This is a genomic window from Sphingomonas sp. 22176 (assembly GCF_052045505.1).
Classification (GTDB): domain Bacteria; phylum Pseudomonadota; class Alphaproteobacteria; order Sphingomonadales; family Sphingomonadaceae; genus Sphingomonas.
Genome location: NZ_JBQEPL010000002.1, coordinates 119,851 through 143,369 on the forward strand (window position 1 = coordinate 119,851; position 23,519 = coordinate 143,369).

General features: G+C 66.8%; 19 protein-coding genes. 8 read left to right on the forward strand and 11 right to left on the reverse strand.

Features of this window, described 5'->3' with window-relative positions:
- Positions 1-43 precede the first annotated feature (43 nt).
- On the reverse strand, positions 44-1,849 hold the full coding sequence (locus ACTJKY_RS08455; protein ID WP_440845427.1) for an AcrB/AcrD/AcrF family protein: 1,806 nt from the start codon (positions 1,847-1,849) through the stop codon (positions 44-46).
- Positions 1,850-1,939: 90 nt separating this feature from the next.
- On the opposite strand from ACTJKY_RS08455, the gene ACTJKY_RS08460 reads away from it, so the two are divergent.
- Positions 1,940-2,329 carry a GtrA family protein gene (locus ACTJKY_RS08460; protein ID WP_440845428.1) on the forward strand — a complete coding sequence of 130 codons (390 nt, stop codon included), beginning with the start codon at positions 1,940-1,942 and terminating at the stop codon, positions 2,327-2,329.
- Complete coding sequence (locus ACTJKY_RS08465; RefSeq protein WP_440845429.1) at positions 2,330-3,061, forward strand: class I SAM-dependent methyltransferase; 732 nt, start codon at positions 2,330-2,332, stop codon at positions 3,059-3,061.
- A 156-nt stretch (positions 3,062-3,217) separates the two neighbouring features.
- Here the strand turns inward: ACTJKY_RS08465 and ACTJKY_RS08470 are convergent, their stop codons facing one another.
- From ACTJKY_RS08470 to ACTJKY_RS08485, 4 genes are all read right to left on the reverse strand, one after another.
- A complete protein-coding gene (locus ACTJKY_RS08470; RefSeq protein ID WP_440845430.1) occupies positions 3,218-4,243 on the reverse strand; it encodes a glycosyltransferase family 2 protein in 1,026 nt (341 codons plus the stop codon).
- Between the two features lie 49 nt (positions 4,244-4,292).
- On the reverse strand, positions 4,293-5,609 hold the full coding sequence (locus tag ACTJKY_RS08475; protein ID WP_440845431.1) for an Nramp family divalent metal transporter: 1,317 nt from the start codon (positions 5,607-5,609) through the stop codon (positions 4,293-4,295).
- 38 nt (positions 5,610-5,647) lie between these two features.
- A complete protein-coding gene (locus ACTJKY_RS08480; protein WP_440845433.1) occupies positions 5,648-7,453 on the reverse strand; it encodes a DUF885 domain-containing protein in 1,806 nt (601 codons plus the stop codon).
- A gap of 101 nt (positions 7,454-7,554) precedes the next feature.
- The gene (locus ACTJKY_RS08485) at positions 7,555-9,642 is read right to left on the reverse strand and encodes a RelA/SpoT family protein (protein WP_440845435.1); all 2,088 of its coding nucleotides are present in this window, start codon (positions 9,640-9,642) and stop codon (positions 7,555-7,557) included.
- Positions 9,643-9,776: 134 nt separating this feature from the next.
- On the opposite strand from ACTJKY_RS08485, the gene ACTJKY_RS08490 reads away from it, so the two are divergent.
- Together ACTJKY_RS08490 and ACTJKY_RS08495 are read left to right on the forward strand one after the other, a co-directional pair.
- Positions 9,777-10,259, forward strand: coding sequence for a winged helix-turn-helix transcriptional regulator (locus ACTJKY_RS08490; RefSeq protein WP_440845436.1), 483 nt, complete (start codon positions 9,777-9,779; stop codon positions 10,257-10,259).
- Between the two features lie 69 nt (positions 10,260-10,328).
- A complete protein-coding gene (locus tag ACTJKY_RS08495) occupies positions 10,329-10,631 on the forward strand; it encodes a hypothetical protein (protein WP_440845438.1) in 303 nt (100 codons plus the stop codon).
- On the opposite strand, the gene ACTJKY_RS08500 is transcribed toward ACTJKY_RS08495, so the two are convergent.
- Positions 10,628-11,050 carry an acyl-CoA thioesterase gene (locus tag ACTJKY_RS08500; RefSeq protein ID WP_440845440.1) on the reverse strand — a complete coding sequence of 141 codons (423 nt, stop codon included), beginning with the start codon at positions 11,048-11,050 and terminating at the stop codon, positions 10,628-10,630. The genes ACTJKY_RS08495 and ACTJKY_RS08500 overlap by 4 nt on opposite strands.
- A gap of 224 nt (positions 11,051-11,274) precedes the next feature.
- Positions 11,275-12,483 carry an LL-diaminopimelate aminotransferase gene (locus ACTJKY_RS08505; RefSeq protein ID WP_440845442.1) on the reverse strand — a complete coding sequence of 403 codons (1,209 nt, stop codon included), beginning with the start codon at positions 12,481-12,483 and terminating at the stop codon, positions 11,275-11,277.
- Between the two features lie 130 nt (positions 12,484-12,613).
- On the opposite strand from ACTJKY_RS08505, the gene ACTJKY_RS08510 reads away from it, so the two are divergent.
- The 3 genes from ACTJKY_RS08510 (at position 12,614) to clpS (ending at position 15,727) form a co-directional block, all read left to right on the forward strand.
- Positions 12,614-14,350, forward strand: coding sequence for a PHA/PHB synthase family protein (locus ACTJKY_RS08510; protein ID WP_440845444.1), 1,737 nt, complete (start codon positions 12,614-12,616; stop codon positions 14,348-14,350).
- A 119-nt stretch (positions 14,351-14,469) separates the two neighbouring features.
- Positions 14,470-15,228 (forward strand): TIGR01841 family phasin, encoded by a 759-nt coding sequence (gene phaP / locus ACTJKY_RS08515; RefSeq protein ID WP_440845446.1) that lies wholly within the window; start codon positions 14,470-14,472, stop codon positions 15,226-15,228.
- Positions 15,229-15,394: 166 nt separating this feature from the next.
- The gene (clpS, locus tag ACTJKY_RS08520; RefSeq protein WP_064310916.1) at positions 15,395-15,727 is read left to right on the forward strand and encodes an ATP-dependent Clp protease adapter ClpS; all 333 of its coding nucleotides are present in this window, start codon (positions 15,395-15,397) and stop codon (positions 15,725-15,727) included.
- Between the two features lie 150 nt (positions 15,728-15,877).
- Here clpS and ACTJKY_RS08525 read toward each other — a convergent pair whose 3' ends face one another.
- Positions 15,878-16,585, reverse strand: coding sequence for a Crp/Fnr family transcriptional regulator (locus ACTJKY_RS08525; RefSeq protein WP_440845447.1), 708 nt, complete (start codon positions 16,583-16,585; stop codon positions 15,878-15,880).
- A gap of 149 nt (positions 16,586-16,734) precedes the next feature.
- On the opposite strand from ACTJKY_RS08525, the gene murA reads away from it, so the two are divergent.
- On the forward strand, positions 16,735-18,018 hold the full coding sequence (gene murA, locus ACTJKY_RS08530) for a UDP-N-acetylglucosamine 1-carboxyvinyltransferase (protein ID WP_440845449.1): 1,284 nt from the start codon (positions 16,735-16,737) through the stop codon (positions 18,016-18,018).
- Positions 18,019-18,170: 152 nt separating this feature from the next.
- Here the strand turns inward: murA and ACTJKY_RS08535 are convergent, their stop codons facing one another.
- From ACTJKY_RS08535 to ACTJKY_RS08545, 3 genes are all read right to left on the reverse strand, one after another.
- Positions 18,171-20,486: a GH92 family glycosyl hydrolase gene (locus ACTJKY_RS08535; protein WP_440845451.1), complete on the reverse strand. Its 2,316-nt coding sequence runs from the start codon at positions 20,484-20,486 to the stop codon at positions 18,171-18,173.
- Between the two features lie 46 nt (positions 20,487-20,532).
- Positions 20,533-21,780: a GGDEF domain-containing protein gene (locus ACTJKY_RS08540; RefSeq protein ID WP_440845452.1), complete on the reverse strand. Its 1,248-nt coding sequence runs from the start codon at positions 21,778-21,780 to the stop codon at positions 20,533-20,535.
- A 118-nt stretch (positions 21,781-21,898) separates the two neighbouring features.
- Positions 21,899-23,407: an acetyl-CoA hydrolase/transferase family protein gene (locus ACTJKY_RS08545; protein ID WP_440845453.1), complete on the reverse strand. Its 1,509-nt coding sequence runs from the start codon at positions 23,405-23,407 to the stop codon at positions 21,899-21,901.
- Between the last annotated feature and the right edge of the window lie 112 nt (positions 23,408-23,519).

Genomic DNA, 23,519 nt, shown 5'->3' on the forward strand with positions numbered 1-23,519 from the left:
GCTGTAGCCCCGCCATGTCCCGTTCGTCCATCCGGACGCGGGGTCACTGCCCCTGGTAGCGGATCTTCCACAGCTTGTAGGGCGAGCCATCGGGGAGCGCCACCGGCTCCAGCCAGTCCGGCACCTGCCCCTTGGCAAGCTGGGCGTAGAAGCCGACCGGGTTGTGCGAACGGTACACGGTCGTCTCCGCCATGTTGGGGCAGAGCAGCAGGTAGGCGGCCTTGTGGCGCGCGGCGATCGGGCGGAAGCCGTCGGCGGTGCCGGTAAAGGCGTGGTGGACGTCGAGGATCGCCTGGCCGTTGCGGTGATAGGGGCCGGCGACCGCATTGTGGTGCGTCACCACGATCAGCCGCGGCCCAAGATCGACCTGGGTGAACATCGTCGCCGCCGGGATCGCGTTCAGCGTGCGCAGCTGCGAGGTGCGGGTGCAGGCGATGTTCGCCTGGCGCACCTTGTCGCTGCCGGGCCTGGAGGCGGTCTTGTTCGCCCAGGGCACCTTCACGCCGCTGGCGACCACGCCGACCCCCACAAAGGCGAGCACCGCCACGCCGATCCGCACCCAGAGCGGGCCGCGCTGGACGAGCAGCGGCACCAGGATCCAGATCAGCGCCGTGATACCGGGCACCGCGAGCAGCTGCGCCCCCGGCGCCGCGCGCATCTGCCACAGCAGCATGCCGGCGGCGAAGGCGGTGAACAGCGCGATCGCGACCCAGCCGACCAGCTTGGGGCTGCGCCGCGCGTTCCACACCGCGAGTAGCGCGCCGAGCAGTCCGAGCCCTGCGACGATCGCGACCGGAACTGCGACGTCCGCCGGGTGGCGGTAGATCGGCCGCGCCTCGCGGACGTTCGACAGCCAGGTCTTGTAGAGCTCGTCCGAAACCTGCTCGGGCCGGCCGAGGCATTGCGGGAAGAAGTGGACGAAGCCCGCGACGATCAGTCCGCCGGCAGCCACCGCCAGCCCCAGCCGCACCCAGCGCGAGGCGGGGTTGGCCAGCGTCAGTGCCACCAGCAGCGCGCCCGCGGCGACCAGCACGCTCAGCCATACCGGGGTCAGCGCGTCGCAACGCATCGCCTGGTTGGCATAGGAGGCGAAGGCCGCGAAGCCGATCGCCGAGCCGCCGCCAAGCGTAAGGCCATAGACCATCAGCCGGGGCCGCTCGGCCGCATCCCAAACCCAGCGCAGCGCGAGGATGGCGCCGGCCATCGCGCAGAAGGGCAGCAGCTCCAGTCCGATCGACAGCGAGAAGGCGCTGGCCAGCCCGACCACCGCACCGCCGCGCGCGCCCTTCGAGTCGGCGATGCCGGCAACGGTCATCGCCAGCGCGGCGAGCTGCCAGCCATGATGGTCGATCCGCAGCGGCGCATACATCGGCAGCGTCGTGGTGCACACGGTCACCAGCAGCACCAGCGCGATCGGCCAGGCGAAGGGCGAGACGAGCCGCCGTACGGTGAGCGCCAGCCCGGTCATCGTGATCGACAGCGGCAGCAGGGGTGCCAGCCCGCACGCCCATTTCTCCGCCGTGGCCATGCCGACAAAGGGCTTGAGCAGCAGGATCAGCCCGGCGATCGGCAGGTCGACGATCCGCGACCAGTGGATGTCGAATCCGCCCAGCGCCGGATCCATCCGGTACTGGCGCAGATCGTACCAGCCCTGGCCCGCCAGCAGCGCGCGGACCTGCATCAGCCGCATGTTGTCGTCGGTATCGCCGAGGGTCAGCCAGTAGATATTGCCCTGGCGCTGGACCAGGAACCACACCGTCACGCAAGCCCAGGCGACCAGCGTCCAGAGCAGCCAGTGGCGGTCGAATTCGTCTCGAAGGCGGAAAAGCCGCTGGATGTTGGCCGTCAAAATCGCTTTCCTCGGATGCTGCCGCGCATTAGGGCGAGCCCCGGTCAGAGGGCAAGCGAGATGACGGCGGTACTACAGCGAGTTGAAGCAATGCGGGCCAGCGGGGTGCTGGGCCAGCTGATCCGCTTCGTCATCGTCGGCGGGCTCTCGACGGTGGTCTATGCCGCCGTCTACTGGCCGCTCGCCACCTATGTCATCAACCCGGTGCTCGCTTCCGTGGCGGGCTTCTTGGTGGCGGTGGTGTTCGGCTATTTCATGCACAGCCGCTGGAGCTTCCAGGGGCACGGCGCCGAGGAAAATGCGGCGCTGAAACTGAAATTCTTCGTCGTGCAGGCAACGGGCATGCTGCTCAACGCCGGCTTCACCTGGCTGCTCACCGGCCCCTGGGTCCATGGGCCCACCTGGTGGCCGCTGGTGCCGGCGGTGCTCGTCACGCCTTTCGCGACCTTCGCACTCAATCGCTTGTGGGTTTTCGGCTGAATGGACCGTATCGTTTACGACCGCATGGCGGCGCATGACTCCACCCATTGGTGGTACCGCGCTCGCCGCGACATCCTCGCCGACTATCTGGCGCGCTACGGCGCGGTGCCGAACGACGCCAAGATCCTGGAGATCGGCTGCGGCACCGGGCACAATCTGCCGATGCTCGGCGCGTTCGGCGAGGTCGACGCGATCGAGATCGATCCGGCAGCCCGCGAGATCGCCAGCGAACGGCTGGGCAAGCCGGTTGGTTCGTCGCCATTGCCGGACCTTACCGGCGTTGCGCCCGGCAGCTACGATCTGGTCGCGGTGCTCGACGTGGTCGAGCATATCGAAGACGATGTCGGCGCGCTGAAGGCGATGGCGCGGGTGCTGAAGCCCGGCGGCAAGATCCTGATCACCGTGCCTGCCCATCAATGGATGTGGAGTGCGCACGATACGGTGAACCACCACAAGCGTCGCTATTCCAAGGCCACGCTGCTTGCCGCGCTGGAGAAAGCGGGGCTGAAGTGGCGCAAGCTGCGCTGGTTCAACTCGCTGCTGTTCCCGGTGGCGGTGGCGGCGCGCTTCGCCGGCAAGCTGATGGGCAAGGACGACAGCGACGATTCGCCGCCGCCGGCCGTGCTCAACAAGGCGTTCGAGACGATCTTCGGGCTGGAGCGGCATTTGCTCGGTCGGTTGCCGATGCCGCCGGGGCTGTCGATCATCGTGATCGCCGAGCCGAAGGGGTAATCAAGCGATCCTCCTCTGCAAGGGGAGGTGGCGCGCGCAGCGCGACGGGGGGGTGTCGACGCTGGTGTGGCGTACGCCTCTTCAGCGGGGACACCCCTCCACCGCCGCCTGCGGCGGCGGTCCCCCTCCCCCTTCGGGGGAGGATCCAGAAGAAAATTACTCCGCCGCGTCGTTGTGCCGCGCTTGGGGCGACACGCTGATCGCGCCCGAGTCCTGGTGGCGATAGCCGAGCGAGGCATGGCCCTGCACCGGCCCGGCGACATCGGCGATCAGGTACAAAGGCCGCCGCTTCGACTCGACATAGAGCCGGCCGAGATACTCGCCGATCATCCCCAGCACGAACATCTGCACCGCGCCGATCACGACGACGACCAGCATGGTCGAGGTCCAGCCCTGGATCGCGTGGCCCATCGCCCAGGCGATCAGGATGTAGAGGATCAGCAGCACCGAGGCGCCGGTGAGCAGCAGCCCGACATGGCTGGCGAAGCGCAGCGGCGCTGTCGAGAAGCCGGTGATCGCGTCGAGCGCGAAGCGGATCATCTTGCCGAGCGGATATTTGGTCTCGCCCGCATGCCGCTCGTGCCGGTCGTAGACGAAGGGCACCTGGCGGAAGCCGATCCACGCGACCATGCCGCGGATGAAGCGCGCCTGCTCGGGCAGCGACAGCAGCGCATCGAGCGCGCGCCGGCTCATCAGGCGGAAGTCGCCGGTGTCGAGCGGAATCGGCGTATCGGTGATGCGATCGAGCATGCGGTAGAAGATCGCCGCGGTCGCCTTCTTGAACAGGCTCTCGCCCTCGCGCTTGCGGCGGACGGCATAGACCACGTCGGCGCCCTGCGCGGCCATCGTCGCGCGCATTTCGGTGAGCAGCTCGGGCGGATCCTGCAGATCGGCGTCGATGATCAGGATCTGCTCGCCGGCGCAGAGGTCTAGGCCGGCGGTGAGCGCGAGCTGGTGGCCGTGGTTGCGCGACAGGTTAATCGCGACGAGGTGCGGGTCCGCGGCGGACAGGCGCTGCATCACCTCCCAGCTGCGGTCGCGCGACCCATCGTTGACGAAGACGATCTCGTACGACTCGCCGACCGCGGCGCGCGCGGCGGCGCTGACGCGGCCGTGGAGCATGTCGAGACACGCTTCTTCGTTGTAGCAAGGGACGACGACGGAAAGCTGGGGACGTTTCATGACGCGCGCTCTGTAGCGCTGCCGGAACGGCCCGTCGAGCGGGCGCGCATCAGGCGAACAGGCTCGAAACGAGCCACACATTGGCGCCGCTGATCCCGGCGAACAGCAGCCAGCCGATCGCCTGCAGCCACATGGGGCTGGCGAAGCGGCCCATCAGCGTGCGATCGGCCGTGAGCAGCAGCAGCGGCGCCATGGCGAAGGGCAGCCCGGCGGAGAGCACCACCTGGGTCAGCACCAGCAGCCGCCCCACCGCGCCGTCCCCCAGCAGCAGCACGCCGGCAAGCGCCGGAATCAGCGCGAGGCCGCGGGTGATCAGCCGGCGGACCCAGCAGGGGATCTTGAGGTCGAGGAACCCCTCCAGGATCACTTGGCCCGCGATGGTGCCGGTGAAGGTCGCGCTCTGCCCCGAGGCGAGCAGCGCGATGCCGAACAAGGGCGCGGCGATCGCGGCGCCGGTGGCGGGAACGAGCAGGCGATAAGCATCCTCGATCTCGCGCACGCCGGTATGGCCGTTGGCGTTGAAGGCGGAGGCGGCGACGATCAGGATCGCGGCGTTGACGAAGGTCGCGGCGAGCAGGGCGGCGATGATGTCGACCTGGGCGTAGCGCACCGCTTCGCTGCGGCTGGCCTCGTCGGTACCCGAGACGCGGGTCTGCACCACCGAGCTGTGCAGATAGAGATTGTGCGGCATCACCGTCGCGCCGAGGATGCCGATCGCCAGGTACAGGGCGTGCGGGTCGGCGAGGCGGGCGGGATCGGGGATCATGCCCGCCAGCACCGCCGCGCCGTCCGGCGGCGAGAGGAACAGCTGCACCACGAAGCAGGCCGCCACCGTGCCGACCAGCCCGAGCATGATCGCCTCCATCTGACGGAAGCCCTGGCCCTTGAGGCTGAGCACGATCACCACGTCCAGCGCGGTGATCAGCACGCCGATCCATAGCGGAATGCCTAGCAGCAGCTGGAAGGCGAGCGCACTGCCGAGCACTTCCGCCACGTCGGTGGCGATGATCGCCAGTTCGGCGAACACCCATAGGAACCTGGCGACGCTCGGCGAATAGCGGTCGCGCACCAGCCGGGCGAGGTCTCGCCCCGTCGCGATGCCCAGCCGCGCGCACAGCGATTGCAGCACCATCGCCGCCGCGCTGGAGGCGAGGACGACGAACAACAGGCCATAGCCGTAGCGCGAGCCTGCCTCGATATCGGTCGCCCAATTGCCGGGGTCGATATAGCCGACCGAAACCAGCAGCCCCGGCCCCATATAGCGCAGCAGCTTGGCCAGCGGCGACAGGCCCGCGGGCACGCTCACGCTGCCGCGGACTTCGGAGGGACAGAAGGGCGCGGTGGCGGTGCGGGGCAGTTTGAACATCGACGTGCTTCTATCGTCCCGCACCTTTTCCCGCCAGATCAGGCAACGCCGCGGGCGCGTTCCTCCACCAGTCGTTCGAACATGGTGAGCGGCATCGCGCCCAACCGGATAACCTCATGAAACTGCTGGAGATCGAACTTGTTGCCAGCGATCTTCTGGGCGTTGGCCCGCGCCCGGGTCCAGGCGATGTGGCCGAGCTTGTAGGCGCAGGCCTGGCCCGGCATCGTGCAATAGCGCTCCACCTCGCGCTGCGAGCGCGGCCGGGCGAAGCCGGTGTTCTGGACGATATAGTCGGTCGCCTGGTCGCGGGTCCATTTCTGCGTATGGATACCGGTATCGACCACGAGCCGCACCGCGCGGAACAGGAAGGACTGGAGATAGCCGGCACGCTCCAGCGGGCCGTGATAGGCGCCCAGCTCGTCGGCCAGCTGCTCGGCATAGAGCGCCCAGCCTTCGGTATAGGCGCTGAAGAAGCCGAACTTGCGGATCAGCGGGCCTTCCGCCGCCTGTGCAGTGCTGATCTGGAGATGGTGGCCGGGCAGGCCCTCGTGGAAGGTGAGCGCGGGCAGCGAATATTTCGGCCAGTCGGCGACGCTCTTCAGGTTGATCCAGTAGATGGCGGGGCGTGAGCCGTCGAGCGCGGCACGGGTGTAATAGCCGTTCGACGCGCCGTCCTGGATCTCTACCGGCACCGCGCGGATCTCCAGCGGCGCCTTGTTGGGGTTGAGGAACGCCTTGGGAAGCAGCGTGGCGACGTTCTGGATGCCGGCATTGAGCCCGGCGATCAGCGCGGCGCGGCCCTCTGCCGTGTCGGGATAGAGCTGGTCGGGGCGTTCGTTGAGCGCGGTCAGCCGCGCGCCGACGCTGCCCTGGGTCATGCCCTGGGCCTTCAGCAACGCATCGAGCTTGGCACTGATTTCCGCCACCTGCTCCAGGCCCATCTTGTGGACCTGATCGGGGGTGAAGCTGGTGGTGGTCCATTGCTCCAGTGCTGCGGCGTAGATTTCCTGGCCGCGCGGCACATCCCACAGGCCCGCCGAAGAGCGGCCCTTGGCGTGGAGCGCCTGGATAAGCGCGTACTGGCGATCGAGCGCGGGATAGACCTTGTCGCCGACGATCTTGGCGGCGCGCGCCTGCCAGTCGCCCTGCAGCTGCTTTGCGGCGGCGCGGCGGACCAGCGACTGGGTGAGGGTGTTCGCGGCGGGATCGGGCTGGCGCAACTTCGCCATTTGCGCGAGCGTCAGCTCGAGGCAGAAGACCGGCGCCACCAGCCCGCGTCCCGCGGCTTCCTTCTGGTCCGCCGTGTCCTGGTCGAGCGCGCCGGCAAAGGCGTCGAGGCGATCGAGATAGGCCTCGGCATCGTCCTGGGTGACGATGGTGTGGCTGGAGTTGAGGAAGTCCGGCGTCGAGAAATAGGCGCCGCCCTGCTGGGTGATCGGGAAGGGGCGGCCGACCGAATCGATCTGGAACTTGTCTTGCGACACGGTGGCGCTGCGCAGCGAGTAGAGCACCACTTCGCGATCCAACCGCGCGCCCTCGGACAGGGTGGCGGGATCGAACGCCTCGATCCTGGCGATGGCGGCCTTGGTATCGGCGAGGTTGCGCGCCTTGGCGGCGGGGCTGTCGTCGCTCAGCTTGTGCTTGAGCGCGGCATTGGGACCCTTGTCGAAGCCGAGCGAGGTGGCGAACTCCGGCGAGCGCTGGATGCGTTCGGCGACGATCTGGTTGTAGACGGCGTTGATCTCGGCATCGCGGGTGCCGGCCACCGCGGCGCGGGCAGCGGCGGTGAGCAAAGCGGCGAATGCGGCAGTGCTCGACGATGCGAGGAAGGTACGACGATCCAAGGCTTTTCCCCCAATTTCTGATGTCCTTGGGAGAGGTTAGCGGGGATTTGCGCAAGGTCCAGAGTGTATCCTCCCCCTGGCGGGGGAGGATATGGCAGCCGTCAAACCCGTTCGGCGGAGCTCACTGCATCCGCCGCGCGCAGCGCGGCGAGCAGCTTCATCAGATGCGCGGCGTTGCGCACCTCCAGATCGATCGTGTTGGTGTGGAAAGTCGTGTCGCGGTTATCCAGCCGCAGCCCGAGGATGTTGGCCTTGTGCTGGCCGATCAGGGTCGCGACCGTGCCCAGCGCGCCGGGTTCGTTCTTCAGCGTCACCGCGATCTCGGCGACGCCGCCATCGGCCTTGTCGCCCCAGGTCAGGTCGACCCAGTCGGCCTCTTCCACCGTCGCCAGGCTCGGGCAATCGATGCGGTGGACGACGATCGGCTGGTCGGGCTGGCGCACGCCCAGGATGCGGTCGCCCGGCACCGGGCAGCAATCCTCGGCATAGGTGAAGGCGACGCCGGGGGTGAGGCCCTTGATGTCGATCGCATGGTGCTGCGGCGGCAGCTGGTCGTCCTCGCCGCTGGCAGAGCCCGGCATCACCGCTTCCATCACCTGGCCGTCGGTCAGCGTGCGGCGGGCGATCGCCTCCATCAACGCCTCCGGGTCGGCGAGCTTCAGTCGCTTGAGCGCCTCGCCCAGCGCGCCTTCGCCCGGCGGCACGGGCAGGCGGGCGACGATGTCCTCGTAGAGCTTGCGGCCCAGCCGGATCGTCTCGTCGCGCTCCTTGTGGCGCAGGTGCCGGCGGATCGCGGCACGCGCCTTGCCGGTGATCGCGAAGTTGAGCCAGTTGGGCTGCGGCTCCTGCGCCTTGGAGCGCAGGATCTGTACCTGGTCGCCCTGCTCGATCTCGGTACGCAGCGGCACCACCTTGCCGTTGACCTTGGCACCGACCGCCTGGTCGCCGAGATCGGTGTGGACGGCATAGGCGAAGTCGATCGGCGTCGCGCCCTTGGGCAGCTGGATCAGCTCGCCCTTGGGGGTGAAGGCGAAGATGCGATCCTGGTACATCGCCATGCGGGTATGTTCGAGCAGCTCTTCCGGGCTCTCGGCATGTTCTAGGATCTCGATCAGGTCGCGGATCCAGCTGACCTGCGTGTCCGGCCGGACCGAGCTCTGCTTGTAGGCCCAGTGCGCGGCGAGGCCGAATTCGGCCTGGGCGTGCATGTCGCGGGTGCGGATCTGGATTTCGATGCGGGTGTCGCCCGCGTGCATGATCGTGGTGTGGAGCGAGCGATAGCCGTTGCGCTTCGGCGTCGAGATATAGTCCTTGAACCGACCCGGCACCATCGGCCAGCGGCGGTGGATCGCGCCGAGGGCCCGGTAGCATTCCTCCTCGCTGTCGACGATCGCGCGGAAGGCCATGATGTCGGAAAGCTGTTCGAGGCTCACATGGCGCTCGGACATCTTCTTCCAGATCGAATAGGGATGCTTCTCGCGTCCCGTCACTTCGGCGTCGATGCCGCCGCGCCCCAGCAGCAGCTTGAGGCCCGAGGCGATCTTGAGCACCCGGTCCTCGCCCTCGACGCGGAAGCTCTCCATCCGGCGGCTGATCGATTCATAGGCTTCGGGTTCGAGCTCGCGGAAGGCGAGCGTCTGCATCTCCTTCATGAACTCGTACATGCCGATCCGCTCGGCGAGCGGAGCATAGATGTCCATCGTCTCACGGGCGATGCGGCGGCGCTTCTCCTCCTTCTTGATGAAGTGGAGCGTACGCATGTTGTGCAGCCGATCGGCCAGCTTCACCAGCAGCACGCGAATGTCGTCGGACATCGCGAGCAGGAACTTGCGCAGGTTCTCCGCCGCGCGTTCGCTCTCGGTCTGCGCCTCGATCTTGGACAGCTTGGTGACGCCGTCGACCATGCGGGCGACGTTGGGGCCGAACAGCCGCTGGATCTCCTCCGGCGTCGCCACCGTGTCCTCGATCGTGTCGTGGAGGATCGCCGTCGCGATCGTCTCGTCGTCGAGATGCAGATCGGTGAGGATGCCCGCCACCTCGATCGGGTGGCTGAAATAGGGATCGCCCGAGGCCCGTTTCTGGGTGCCATGGGCGTTGACCGAGAAGACATAGGCCCGGTTGAGCAATGCCTCATCGGCTTCGGGGTCGTAGGAGAGGACCCGGTCTACAAGTTCATACTGACGCAGCACACTCCTAGATGGCGTGACCGGCCCGGCTTTTGCAACCGATTTGAAGGTGGAATCGCGGCTTGGCGGCAACGCTGTGGCCAAAGTGCTGCGCCCGGCCGGTTTCCCGCCCCCCATTTTTGCGATAGGGTGCCTACATGGGTGGAGCCGTTCGAGAGACGCTGCGGGCCATGGCGCGGGAATGCAGCCTGCCGGCCGCGCTGGAGGCGATGGGCGAACGCTGGTCGTTCCTGATCCTGCGCGGCGCGTTCAACGGCATCCGCCATTTCGAGGAATTTCAGAGCGAGCTGGGCATCGCCCGCAACATCCTCGCCAACCGGCTGGCCCGGCTGGTGGAGCATGGCATCCTGGCGCGCGTCCCGTGCGCCGACGATCGCCGCAAGGTGGAATATCGACTGACCGACAAGGGCCACGCGCTGCTGCCGACGATGGTGGCGCTGCGCCAATGGGGCGAGCGCTGGGAAACCGGCGTGCCCGCCTCGCCGATCCTGGTCGACGCCCGCGACGGCAAGCCGATCGCGCCGGTGACGGTGCAGGCGCAGGATGGCCGGGTGCTGGGCAAGGGCGACCTGCTCTGGGCGCTGCCCGAGGACGCGGAGGAAGTCCGCGCGGCCGAGTAAGTCTGCCCGCATTCGCCGCCAGAGCGTAAATGCTTCTATAATGCCCCCGTGCATCAGGGAAATTTGCGCATGACGTTCGGCATTTCGACGGTGGGGATTACTGGGGTGAAGGGCGTGGCGGGGACCGCTGCGACCCGTGGCAGCGTGAATGGCCCCGTCGACGAGACCGCCGAGGCCTTTCTGCGCGAGGCCCGCAAGAGCCCGGCCGAGCGCACCAAGGAAGCCGTGCTCAAGCGCTACAACCTGACGCAGGAGCAGTTCGACCAGCTCTCCCCCGAAAAGCAGGCCGCGATCCGCAGGGAAATCGAGGACGAGATGAAGCGCAAGCTGGGCCGCGCGCAGGGCGGCGCCTTCGCCGACGTCGTCGTCTAGCCGCCGATCGCCAGTAGCGCAGTCCGCACCGCCTCCGGGATTGGCTTGGCGCGGCGCTCGGCCAGATCGACATGGACGCTGACCATCTCGATCTCCGCGTGCAGATCGCCCGTCTCGGCATGGCGGAGATCGATCCGCATCGTCATGCTGGAACTGCCCACGCGCTCGACGCGGACAAACGCCTCGACCAGATCGTCGAACCGGAACGCGCGCTTATAGTCAACCTGGGCGCTGACGACGTTGAACTCGGCATCCGTCCATTCCGGCCCGAGGCGGCTTAAGTCCGCCCAGCGCCAGAACTCCGTGAGCCCGACATCTGCATATTCGAGATAGCGCGAGTTGAAGACGATCTTCTGCCCGTCGATTTCGGAATAGCGGACGCGGAAGCGGGTGGAGAAGGGGAAACCGGGGCGGGACATGGCGGCGGGCTTTGCGCCGAGCGGGGCGCGGTTCGCAAGTGCGGGGTGCGCATGCGGGCGTGCCGTTTCTGGATACCTGCTCCACCCACACTTCCCCGTCATCCCCGCGAAGGCGGGGATCCATTCGCCAGTGCGTTCAAGGCTGGAACCGCACCGTCAGCCTGCCTTCGTGGGAAGGACGACGCGGCTTGGCGGGGGGTGGTGGAACACCCCCGCCCGCGTCATCACCCCGCGTTCGCGGCGGGCGTGTTGACCCCCATCGACTGGAGATACTTCTTCACGTTGCGCGCGGCCTGGCGGAGGCGCTGTTCGTTCTCCACCATCGCGATGCGGACGAAGCCCTCGCCGTTCTCGCCATAGCCCACGCCCGGCGCCACCGCGACCTTGGCATGGGTGAGCATCTGCTTGGAGAACTCCAGGCTGCCGAGATGCGCGAGCGCCGGCGGCAGCGGCGCCCAGGCGAACATCGAGGCGCGGGGGGAGGGGATTTCCCAGCCGGCGCGGGCGAAGCTCTCCACCATCACGTCGCGGCGCTTGTGATAGAGCAGGCGGTTCTTCTCGACGATGTCCTGCGGGCCGTTGAGCGCGGCGCAGGCGGCGGCCTGGATCGGCGTGAACGCGCCGTAATCGAGGTACGACTTCACCCGCGACATCGCGGCGATCAGCTGCTTGTTGCCCACCGCGAAGCCGATCCGCCAGCCGGCCATCGAATAGGTCTTGCTGAGCGAGGTGAACTCGACCGCGACGTCCTTGGCGCCCTTTACCTGCAGGATCGACGGCGTCGGCTTGCCGTCGAAATACAGCTCCGAATAGGCAAGGTCGGAGAGGATCCACACCTGGTTCTCGCGCGCCCAGGCGACCAGCCGCTCGTAAAAGGCGAGGTCCACCGTCTCCGCCGTCGGGTTCGACGGATAGTTGACGACGAGGATCGAAGGGCGCGGCACGGTGAAGTTCATCGCGCGCTCGAGGCTCTCGAAATAGGCGTCGTCGGGCGTGGTCGGCACCGCGCGGATCGTGGCACCCGCGATGATGAAGCCGAAGGTGTGGATCGGGTAGCTTGGGTTGGGGGCCAGCACCACGTCGCCCGGCGCGGTGATCGCGGTGGCGAGGCTGGCGAGGCCCTCCTTGGAGCCCATGGTGACCACCACTTCGGTCTCGGGATCGAGCTCCACGCCGAAGCGGCGGCCATAATAGTTCGCCTGGGCGCGGCGCAGGCCCGGAATGCCCTTGGACTGCGAATAGCCGTGGGCATCGGGCTTGCGCGCCACTTCGCAGAGCTTCTCGATCACATGGTCGGGCGGCGGCAGGTCCGGGTTGCCCATGCCGAGGTCGATGATGTCCTCTCCGCCCGCACGCGCCGCTGCCCGCATCGCGTTCACTTCGGCGATGACATAGGGGGGCAAGCGCTTGATGCGGTAGAATTCTTCGGACATTTCCTCGACTTTCAAGGGTTCTGGCATGCGACACAAAATTGTGTCGTGCCGTCGTTCTACGCCATAATATCCAAGTCGGGAATGACGCATTGCATTGCCTGCGCTAAGGCGGGGCAAAGGAGAGGATCGAATGCCCGACACGCTCACGCCGACCCTGCCCCGCCTGGAGGACCTGCAGCACTGGACCTGGGTGCTCGGCCGGGCGCAGCAGATGATGCTGGAGCACGGGCTGGACCTGATGGAGCATGTGCCGGCCGCGCCGCCCTTCGGCATGCTGATGGATCCCACACCCGCGATGCGCGCCAGCGCCGATTTCTGGGCGGACACGATGCAGCTGTGGCAGCGTTTCCTCGATCCCGCCCATGCCGAGCCGTTCGTCGAGACGCCGGAACAGGCACGCGACAAGCGCTTCAAGGCGCCGCAATGGCGCGAGGAGCCGGTGTTCGACTTCCTCCGCCAGAGCTATTTCGTCATCGCCGACCATCTGCTGAAGAATGTCGAGGCGCTGGAGCATGTCGACGATCGGCAGAAGGACCAGATTCGCTTTGCGACCCAAGGCTTTATCGACGCGATCAGTCCCACCAATTTCCCCGCCACCAACCCGCAGGTGATCGAGAAGATCGTCGAGACCAAGGGCGAAAACCTGCTCAAGGGACTGCAGCACATGCTGCAGGACATGGCCAAGGGCCAGATGACGCAGACCGCGGCGGGCGCGTTCGAGCTGGGGCGCAACCTGGCGATGACTCCCGGCAAGGTGGTGAAGCGAACGCCGCTCTACGAGCTGATCCAGTACTCGCCGGCGACGGACGAGGTGCTGGAAACCCCGCTGATCATCTTCCCGCCCTGGATCAACCGCTTCTACATCCTCGACCTCACGCCCGAGAAAAGCTTCATCCGCTGGGCGGTGGAGCAGGGGATCACCGTGTTCGTCGTCTCGTGGCGCTCTGCCGACGCGAGCATGAAGGACGTGGTGTGGGACGATTATGTCGAGCGCGGCCAGATCGATGCGATCGACACGGTGCGCGACCTGCTCGGCGTCGAGAGCGTCCACACCATCGGCTATTGCGTCGCCGGAACCACGCTGGCGGCGACGCTGGCGGTACTCGCCGCCCGGGACCAGGCGGCAAAGGTGGCGAGCGCTACCTTCTTCACGGCCCAAGTCGACTTCACCGAAGCGGGCGACCTGCGCGTCTTCATCGACGACGACCAGCTGGCGATGATCCGCAGCCTCAGCGCCGACGGGTTTCTCGACGGCCGCTACATGGCGGCGACCTTCAACCTGCTGCGCGGCCGGGACCTGATCTGGAACTACGTCACCAACAACTATCTGATGGGGCAGGAATATGCGCCCTTCGACCTGCTCCACTGGAACTCGGACGTCACCAACCTGCCGGCGACCTGGCACCTCAGCTATTTGACCGACCTGTACCGCGACAACAAGCTGATCTCCCCCGGTGCGCTCAGCATCGGCGGTACCCCGGTCGATCTCTCCAAGGTGACGACGCCCAGCTATATCCAGGCCGGTCGCGAAGATCATATCGCGCCTGCCAGAAGTGTGTGGAAGTTGACCGAGCATTTTCGCGGCCCCCACAAGTTCGTGCTCGCCGGCTCCGGTCATATCGCCGGTGTAATAAACCCCCCGTCTGCTAAAAAATACCAATACTGGACCAATCAAAATCCTACCGAGTCGCTGGAATCCTTCGTAGAAAATGCGACGGAACATGCCGGAAGCTGGTGGCCGGACTGGCTGGACTGGCTGCGTGCGGTGAGCAGTGCCAAAGTCGCGGCGAACGGCGCGCGTGTGCCAGGGGGTGGTAACCTTTGTGCAGTTGCGGAAGCGCCGGGCGATTATGTTAAGATGCGCTGAGAAAATGCTGTGAAAACGCGCCATTTGTAACTTTTTGTGCAGTGCACAATGACGCCTTGCAAAACGGACGCCATGCCGTTATATGCTGCGGTGCAGCAATAGGCAGGGAAGCTAGTCACATGGCCAGCAAGGGACCTAAGACGACGGGCAAACCCGCCGCCAAATCGGCGGCACGCGGCGCTATCAAGCCCGCGATTTTGGCCGACGCTGCCGCGGTGACGCCGCCGCCCGTGCCCCCGCTGGCCGAGACGATCGTCCCGGCCGCGGCTCTGGTACCGGCGCCGGTCGAAACCGCTGCACCGCAGGAAGTGAAGACCAACGTTGAAGAGACGATCGCCGCCCCAGCGGAAACGGCCCAGGCCGTCGCCGAACCGGTGATCGAAGCCGCAGAGACCGTCGCGCCGGCGGTCACCACCAGCACCGCGAAGGAAACGATCACCATGGCTACCACCTACGAGAACGCGACCACCCAGGCCCACACCGCTTTCGCCGACATGAACGAGCGCGCCAAGGCCGCCGTCGAAAAGTCGACCAAGCTGGTTGAGGAAGCCAACGAGTTCGCCAAGGGCAACATCGAAGCGCTCGTCGAATCGGGCCGCATCGCTGCCAAGGGCTTCGAGCATCTGGGCCAGGAAGCTGCCGATTACAGCCGTCGCTCGTTCGAGAGCGCCACTGCCGCGCTGAAGAACCTGTCGTCGGTCAAGTCGCCGACCGACTTCTTCAAGCTGCAGAGCGATTACATGCGCAGCGCGTTCGACTCGTATGTCGCCGAAGCCTCGAAGCACACCGAAGCGATGATCAAGCTCGCCGGCGACGCCGCGCAGCCGATCTCGAACCGCTTCGCGGTCGCGGTCGAGAAGGTGAAGACCACCGCCTGATCGGCCTTGCCGATCCGGAATGGAACGATTTGGGGGCGGTCGCTGAGCGATCGCCCCTTTTTCGTGGTGACAAAATGCGAACGAAGCCTCGGCACGCCTTGCCCTTGGGGGCAGCGCGACATATTTTGCGACACCTATGGTCGAGCTTCGTACAACACAGATTCGGATGGCCGAGGACGGCGACCAGGATGATCGCGGCAACGACAACGCCGTCGGCATCGCTACGCGCACCCGCACCCGCACCAAGAAGCCGACACCCTATCGGGTGCTGATGCTCAACGACGATTACACGCCGATGGAGTTCGTCGTGCTCGTCCTGCAGCGCTTCTTCCGTATGAACATCGAGGAAGCGACCCAGGTGATGCTCCACGTTCACCAGCGCGGCGTGGGCGTGTGCGGGGTGTTCAGCTACGAAGTGGCCGAAACCAAGGTCTCGCAGGTGATCGACTTCGCCCGGCAGAACCAGCACCCGCTGCAGTGCACGCTGGAGAAGGCGTAGGCGGTTCCCGCCTATGCTTCCGCCGTCATCCCCGCGAAGGCGGGGATCCATTGGCACTGAAGTTCCGGCTCTTTCCCTCGCGTCCTGGCAAATGGGCTCCTGCGCTCGCCGGAATGACGATTTGGGCAGGGGAGGGCAGAACCCCGAAGCTCACCGCGCCGGCGGCAGCCAGCGCAGGTCGAGCCCTTCATAGCGATTGACGTAGTTCGCCGCCCCCGCCAGCGCGCCGCGATCGAGCAGCGTCACCCGGCCGCCTTCGCGCGCGATCATGCCTTCCTCTTCGAGCTGGCGGAGCATGCGGTTGACGTGCACCGCGGTCAGCCCGGTCGCGTCACCGATCTCCTCCTGGGTCAGCCCCAGGGTGTATTCGCGGTCGATCGACTTGTCCGTCGCGCGCAGCCGGTTGCGCAGGTCAAGCAGCAGTGCCGCGACGCGCGCCTTGGCGCTGGTCCGCCCCAGCGCCGCGAGCCGATCGGTCAGGGCCACCCGTTCGATCTGGCTGTAGACGAGAATCATCGCCGATAGCCGCGGGTGTTCCTGCATGATGCCCGACAGCGTTGCCCGGTCGAATGGGCTGACCACCGTGTCCGAAAGGGCACACAGCGTCTCGGGCGCCTCGTGATAAATCGCCGAGGAGATACCGAGCATGTCGCCCGGGAACAGGAACCGCAGGATCTGCCGGCTGCCGTCGTCGAGCAGCACATAGCTCATCATCAGCCCCTTGCGGAGTATGAACAACTCGCCGCAAGGCTCGTTCTCACGCTGTAGAATCGCGCCGCGCCGGACATGACGCTGGCGCAGCTCGAGCGCATCCAGCGCCTCGCGCTCTTTCGGCGTGAGGTGGATGAACTCGCTCAAAACATCGGCAAAACAACTGGATGACACGCTCTGCACTTTCCCCCGGTCCGCCCTGCAAAGCAGCGCAACGGAATCAGTGCATTAAAATCGATCAAGCCTGTCGGCAGCCCACCGCTTGCGCGGACGCGCAGAGCGGCTAGAAGCTCGCCATGGACCGTATCCTCATCCGTGGCGGCAACCGACTTGCCGGCAAGATCACGATTTCCGGCGCGAAGAACGCTGCCCTGACCCTGATGCCGTGCGCGCTGCTCACCGACGAGCCGCTCACGCTGCGAAACCTGCCACGCCTGGCGGATGTCGACAGCTTCGGACATCTACTGAATGAACTCGGCGCGTCGACCTCGGTAGAGGGCACGCGCCCGAACGAATTCGGCCGGGTGCTCTCGGTGCGCGCCAGCCGGTTGACCTCGACGGTCGCCCCCTATGACATCGTCCGCAAGATGCGCGCCTCGATCCTGGTGCTGGGCCCGCTGCTCGCCCGCGAAGGCGAGGCGACGGTGTCGCTGCCCGGCGGCTGCGCGATCGGCAACCGCCCGATCGACCTCCACCTCAAGGCACTGGAAGCCATGGGCGCCGAGATCGAGATCAGCGCCGGCTATGTGAAGGCGACCGCACCCGGCGGCCGCATTTCGGGCGGGCGCTTCCGCTTCCCGGTCGTCTCGGTCGGCGCGACCGAGAATGCACTGATGGCGGCGTCCACTGCGCGCGGCACCACCGTGCTGGAGAATGCGGCGCGCGAGCCCGAGATCGTCGACCTGTGCAACCTGCTTGTCGCGATGGGCGCGGTGATCCGCGGCATCGGCACCGAGACGCTGGAGATCGACGGTCGTGATCGGCTGCACGGCGCGACCTATGCGGTAATGCCCGATCGCATCGAGGCGGGCAGCTATGCCTGCGCCGCGGCGATCACCGGCGGCGATGTCGAGCTGGTCGGCGCCTCGGCCGAGGACATGCGCGCGACGCTGGATGCGCTGGTCGAGGCGGGCATTACGGTGGAGGAAACCGCGAACGGCGTGCGGATCGCAGCCGACAACGGCATCCGCCCGCTGACGCTCAACACCGCGCCGTTCCCAGGCTTCGCGACGGACATGCAGGCGCAGTTCATGGCGATGCTGTGCAAGGCCGACGGCGCCAGCACGCTCACCGAGACGATCTTCGAGAATCGCTACATGCACGTGCCCGAGCTGGCGCGGATGGGGGCGGACATCGAGGTGCATGGCCGTACCGCGATCGTGCGCGGGGTGAAGAAACTCACCGGTGCGCCGGTGATGGCCACCGACCTCCGCGCCTCGATGAGCCTGATCCTTGCCGGCCTCGCCGCCGAGGGCGAGACCCAGGTCAACCGGGTCTACCATCTCGACCGCGGCTATGAGCGGCTGGAAGAGAAGCTGCAGGCGGTCGGCGCGGACATCGAGCGCGTCGGCGACGGCTGAGCCTTCACACCCTCTCCCCGTTAGGGAGCGGGTAGGGCCCGCTGCCGAAGGCGGTGGGAGGGAGAGGGGTACCGCTACCGAGCAGCCGCGCGGCGCTATGCGCGCCGCTCACCCTTCCCAAGCTGCGCTATTCTCTCCCTCGAGGGAGAGGATCAACGGGGCATCGAATAGGGCCGCGCCGCCACCGGCACCGCCGCCCGGTTGGGCGTCGCCTGCATCGCGAAGTGCAGTTCGCCGCCGCGCATCAGCTCCTCATGCGTAACAAATTGCCGGTCGAGCTTGCGGCCGTTCAGCGTCACGCCGCCGACATAGCGGTTCGCCTCCGACAGACCCGGTGCCGTCACCGTGAAGCGCTTGCCATTGGGCAGCGTCAGCGTCGCCCGCTCCAGGAACGGCCGGCCCAGCACATATTGGTTGGAGCCCGGCGCGACCGGATAGAAACCCAGCATCGTGAACACCAGCCAGGCCGACATCTGGCCGAGATCGTCATTGCCCGCGAGGCCATCCGGCGTCGGCTTGTACTGGCTGTCGACGATCTGCTTCAGCCGCTCCTGCGTCCGCCAGGGCTGGCCGGCATAGCTGTACAGATAGGCGACATGGTGGCTCGGCTCGTTGCCATGGATATATTGGCCGATCAGCCCGGCAATATCCTCGGCATGGCTGTAGTCGAGCTTCGAATTGTCGAAATCGAACATCGCGTCCAGCTTGCGCACCACCGCCGCATCGCCGCCCATCAGGCGGAACAGACCGGCCTGATCCTGGGGCACGAACCACGAATATTGCCAGGCATTGCCCTCGGTATAGTCCGAGCCATAGTTGATCGCAGTGGGATCGAAGGGCGTGCGGTACGCGCCGTCGCTCTTGCGGGCGCGCAGGAAGCCCGTCTTCACGTCGAAGCTGTTGCGCCAGTTGCCGGCGCGCTTTTCGAACGTCGCGGCGAGATCGTCCTTGCCCAGCGCGCGCGCCATGCGGGCGATGGTCCAGTCGTCATAGGCATATTCGACGGTCTTGGAGGCGGCTTCCGGCTCCTTGTCGATCGGCACGTAGCCAAGCTTCTGGTACCAGTCGAGCCCGCCATAGGGGCCGTAGGTCGCGCTGGCGACCATCGCGTCGAGCGCGGCTTTGCCGTCGAAACCGCGCAGGCCCTTCAGGTACGCGTCGGCGATCACCGGGACTGCGTGATAGCCGATCATCGTCCAGGTCTCGCGGCCCTGGAACTGCCAGACGGGCAGGATGCCGAACGGGCTTTGCTGCTGGCTGGCGATCAGCGACTTGATGATGTCGCGGTTGCGCGCCTCGGGCTGGACGAGCAGCAGCAGCGGATGCTCGGCGCGGAAGGTATCCCAGAGCGATAAGGTCGAGTGGAAGGTGAAGCCGTCGGCTTGGTGGACCTGATCGTCGGGCCCGCGATAGCGGCCATCGGCGTCGGAGAAGACGCTGGGCGCCATCAGCGTGTGGTAGAAGGCCGAGTAGAAGTTGCGCAGCGCGGTGTCGCTGCCCTGCGCCTCGATCGCGCCGAGTGCCTGCTTCCACGCACTGGTGGTGCGGGCATGGACGGCATCGAAGTCGCCGGCCTCGGTGGCGAGATTGGCGAGCGCGGCATCCTCGTCGACGTTCGACAGTGCGACCCGCAGTTCGAGCGGCCGATCGAGCACCCCGAAGTCCAGCCGTGCCACGATCGAGCGGCCCTGCAGCTGCGCGACGCCATCGTCCCCGCGGCCCGGGCCCTGGAACCCGCGATAAGGCACCTTGCCTTCGGTGTCGACGAAGGCGTGGCCCTTGAGCGGCGCCGAGGGGCGGATCGCGAAGAACAGCTTGCGCGCCGGCGCCCAGCCGCGCGTCTCGCGCGCGCCGGTGATCGTGCCGTCGGGGCGCACCCGCACCGAGGACCAGAGGATCTTGCCGGGATAATTGTATAGCGAGCTGCGCAGATCGAGCACGAGGTGCGCGGCCTTGCCCGTGGGGAAGGCGTAGCGCTCGACCGCGACGCGGGTGCCCGCGGTCATTTCGGCGCGGACGCCCTGGTCCTGCAGCGTGACGGCGTAGTAGCCGGGCCGTGCGACTTCGTCGGCATGGGCGAAGCGCGAGCGATAGCCCGATCCCGGCTTCTTCGGGTCGCCAGGCTCCAGCGGCACCGTGTCGCCCGCCACCGGCGCGATCAGAAAGTCGCCGAGGTCGGAATGGCCTGCGCCCGAGAAGTGGGTCAGCGAGAAGCCCTGAATCGTCGGATCACCATAATGATAGCCCGCGGCATGGGCATAGCATTCGCGGATCGCGCAGCCGGTGTCCGTGTCCGGGCTCAGCTGCACCATGCCGAAGGGCGCGACCGCGCCGGGGAAAGTATGCCCTTCGCCGCCGGTGCCGACCAGCGGATCGGCATGCTCATAGCCGGTCTGGGCGGCGAGCGGTGTCGCGAGAAACGACGTGGCGGCGAGTGCGAGCGCGGCCCGCTGAAATGTCCCCTGCATTCCCGAGGCCTAACCGAGTGAAGCGGAGGACGGAAGCCCGTGCGCCTTACGCCGCCGCTTGCGGCAAAATCGGCGTGTCGCGGCTGGGTGCGGCGACCACGCGGTTCCGCCCGCCTTCCTTGGCCTGGTAGAGCGCGGCATCGGCCATGCCGAGCAGATCGGCCACCGAGCGGGTGCTCTCCGGGATCGACGCAACGCCGAACGAGGCCGAGATCTTCGCGTCATGCATGGCGGACAGCGCCTCGATCCGCTCCCGCAGGATCTCGGCCTTGGCGACGGCTTCGCTCAGCCCGCATTCGGGCAGGATCACCAGCAGCTCCTCGCCGCCGTAGCGGCAGGCGACGTCGGAGGTGCGGAGGCCCCCCATCAGCGTCGCGGCCGCCTCTCGCAGCACCGCATCGCCGACCACGTGGCCGAATTCGTCGTTGAGGCGCTTGAAGTGGTCCAGATCGATCATGACGACCGAAAGGTGCGTGCCGCTGCGTTCGGCCAGGTTGGCATAGCGGCTGAGCGCGTCTTCCATGTAGCGCCGGTTGTACAGCCCGGTCAGCGGATCGCGCAGCGCCTGGGTGCGCAGCTTCTCGCGCAGCGCAATGTTGGAAACGGCCAACGACATGGCATCGGCGATGGCCGCGGCCAGCGGCTGGACGCGCTTGAGTTCGGCGACCGTATCCGCCCGCGCGGTCGCGATCAGCAACAGGCCCTGGATCTCGCCATGGGCCGCCATCGGCAGTTCCAGCAGCGAGGGGCCGGTAAGATGGTGATCGCATCGCAGTGCGCCGCGCTGATCGGCGTTGAGGTGCCATTTGCCGCGCTTCAGCGCCCAGCATTGGGCCGGCGCCAGCGTGGGACGCAGCGTGTCCTCGCCCGGCCATTGCCACGCCCCCGACAGCTCCAGCCGGTCGCGCGAATTGTTGAAGACGTACAGCGCGGCGCCGAATCCCTCGAGCAGCGATCCGATCGTCGCGCCGAGGACCGCGTTCGCGTCCGGATAGCCGCTGGCGCTTTGCAGCATCTCGGTCATGCGGAACAGGTGGTTGATCTGCTTGCGCTCGGCATGCGCGCGGTTCGCCTCGTTCCTGCGTTCGCGCAGCGCCTGCGCGATCCGGGACGAGTCGATCAGCAGCAGCACGAGCGCGAGGACGCCGCTGGCAAATCCGACGACGCGGAAGATCAGGCTCGCATCCCGATTCGGCAGCAGCGGGTGAAGGAAATGTACGACCATGGTCACCGTGATGGCCGTCATCACCGCCTTGAGACGCCAGACCATCTGCGCCGCGTACGGGTCAGCCACCTCCTCGGCGACACTATTCTGCACGTGTTTTCACCCAAACCCTGCCGCCCCCATTGGCGGTCCAAGATCATTATAGAAGCGAAACGCTCTCGGCGTCCGGGCTTGGGGGCGGTATGGGCTAGGCGCGCATGCTTCCCGTATCGATGAAGCGCTGGTGCCAGGCCAAGGCTTCGCCGGGCAGCATCGGCGTCTGCTTGCCGTAGCTTCCGGCCATCGCACGCTCGTAATAGTCGCGCAGTATCGGCTTGTAGCTCGGGTGGGCGCAGCGTTCGATCACCTGCTCGGCGCGCTTGCGGGGGGCGAGGCCGCGAAGATCGGCCAGGCCCTGCTCGGTCACCACGATCTGCACGTCCTGCGCGATGTGGTCGACATGGCTGACGTGCGGCACGATCGAGGAGATCGCGCCGCCCTTGGCAGTGGAGGGCGACATGAAGATCGAGATATAGGCGTTGCGCGCGAAGTCGCCCGATCCGCCGATGCCGTTCTGGATGCGCGATCCCATGATGTGGGTGGAATTGACGTTGCCGTACAGATCGGCCTCGATCATCCCGTTCATCGCCAGGCAGCCGAGGCGACGCACCACCTCCGGATGGTTGCTGATCTCCTGCGAGCGCAGCAAGATGCGATCGCGGAACTGGTCGAGATCCTTGTTCAGCCGTTCGGCGGCGCTGGGGCTCAGCGAGAAGGCGGTGCAGCTCGCCATGCGCAGCTTGCCGGCGGCGAGCAGGTCGAGCATCCCGTCCTGTAGTACCTCGGTATAGGCGGTGAGGTTCTCGAACGGCGCGGTCAGCAGCCCGGCGAGCACTGCATTGGCGATGTTGCCCACGCCCGATTGCAGCGGCAGCAGCGACGGCGGCAGGCGGCCCTTGCCGACTTCGTGGCGGAAGAACTCGATCAGATGCTGGGCGATGGCGATTGCGCTGGCATCGGGCGCGGCGAAGGGCAGGTTGCGATCGGGGGCGTTGGTCTCCACCACGGCGATCACCTTGTGCGGATCGCAGCGCAGCGTCGGCTGGCCGATGCGCTGGTCGGGCGCGGTGAGCGGGATCGGCACGCGGTTGGGCGGCAGCGCGGTGCCGTAATAGATGTCGTGCATCCCCTCCAGCGCCGGGTTCTGCCAGCTGTTGACCTCCAGGATCACGCGCTTGGCGACATCCAGCCAGGTCTTGTTGTTGCCGACCGAAGAGGAAGGGATCAGCGAGCCGTCCTCGCGGATGCCGGCGATTTCGATCACCGCGACGTCGAGCTGCCCGAGAAACCCTTCCCAGGCGAGCGGCGCGACCTGGCTGAGGTGGAGGTCGACATAGTCCATCTCGCCCGCGTTGATCTTCTCGCGGGCGATCGGGTCCGAATTATAGGGCAGCCGGGCGGAAATGCCGTCGACGCGGGCGAGTGCACCGTCCAGCTCGGGGCCGGTCGAGGCGCCGGTCCACACCTTCAGCCGCATCGGCTTGCCGGCGGCGTGCTCCGCCTCGATCTGTGCGGCGAGCGCGATCGGCACCGCCTTGGGATAGCCGGAGCCGGTGAAGCCGCTCATCCCCACCGTCATGCCGTCGGCGATGAACGAGGCGGCGTGTTCGGCGGTGGTGACCTTGGCGGCTAGTCCGGGGTGCGCGATTCTGCTCATGGATCCTCTCGGGGCTGCATCGTTGGCGGCGATGCAGCCGTAACGAGTGGGATGCAATTGTTGCAATTACCTACTTGGGATGGGTGGATGCACCCTGCGCATCCGTCACCGC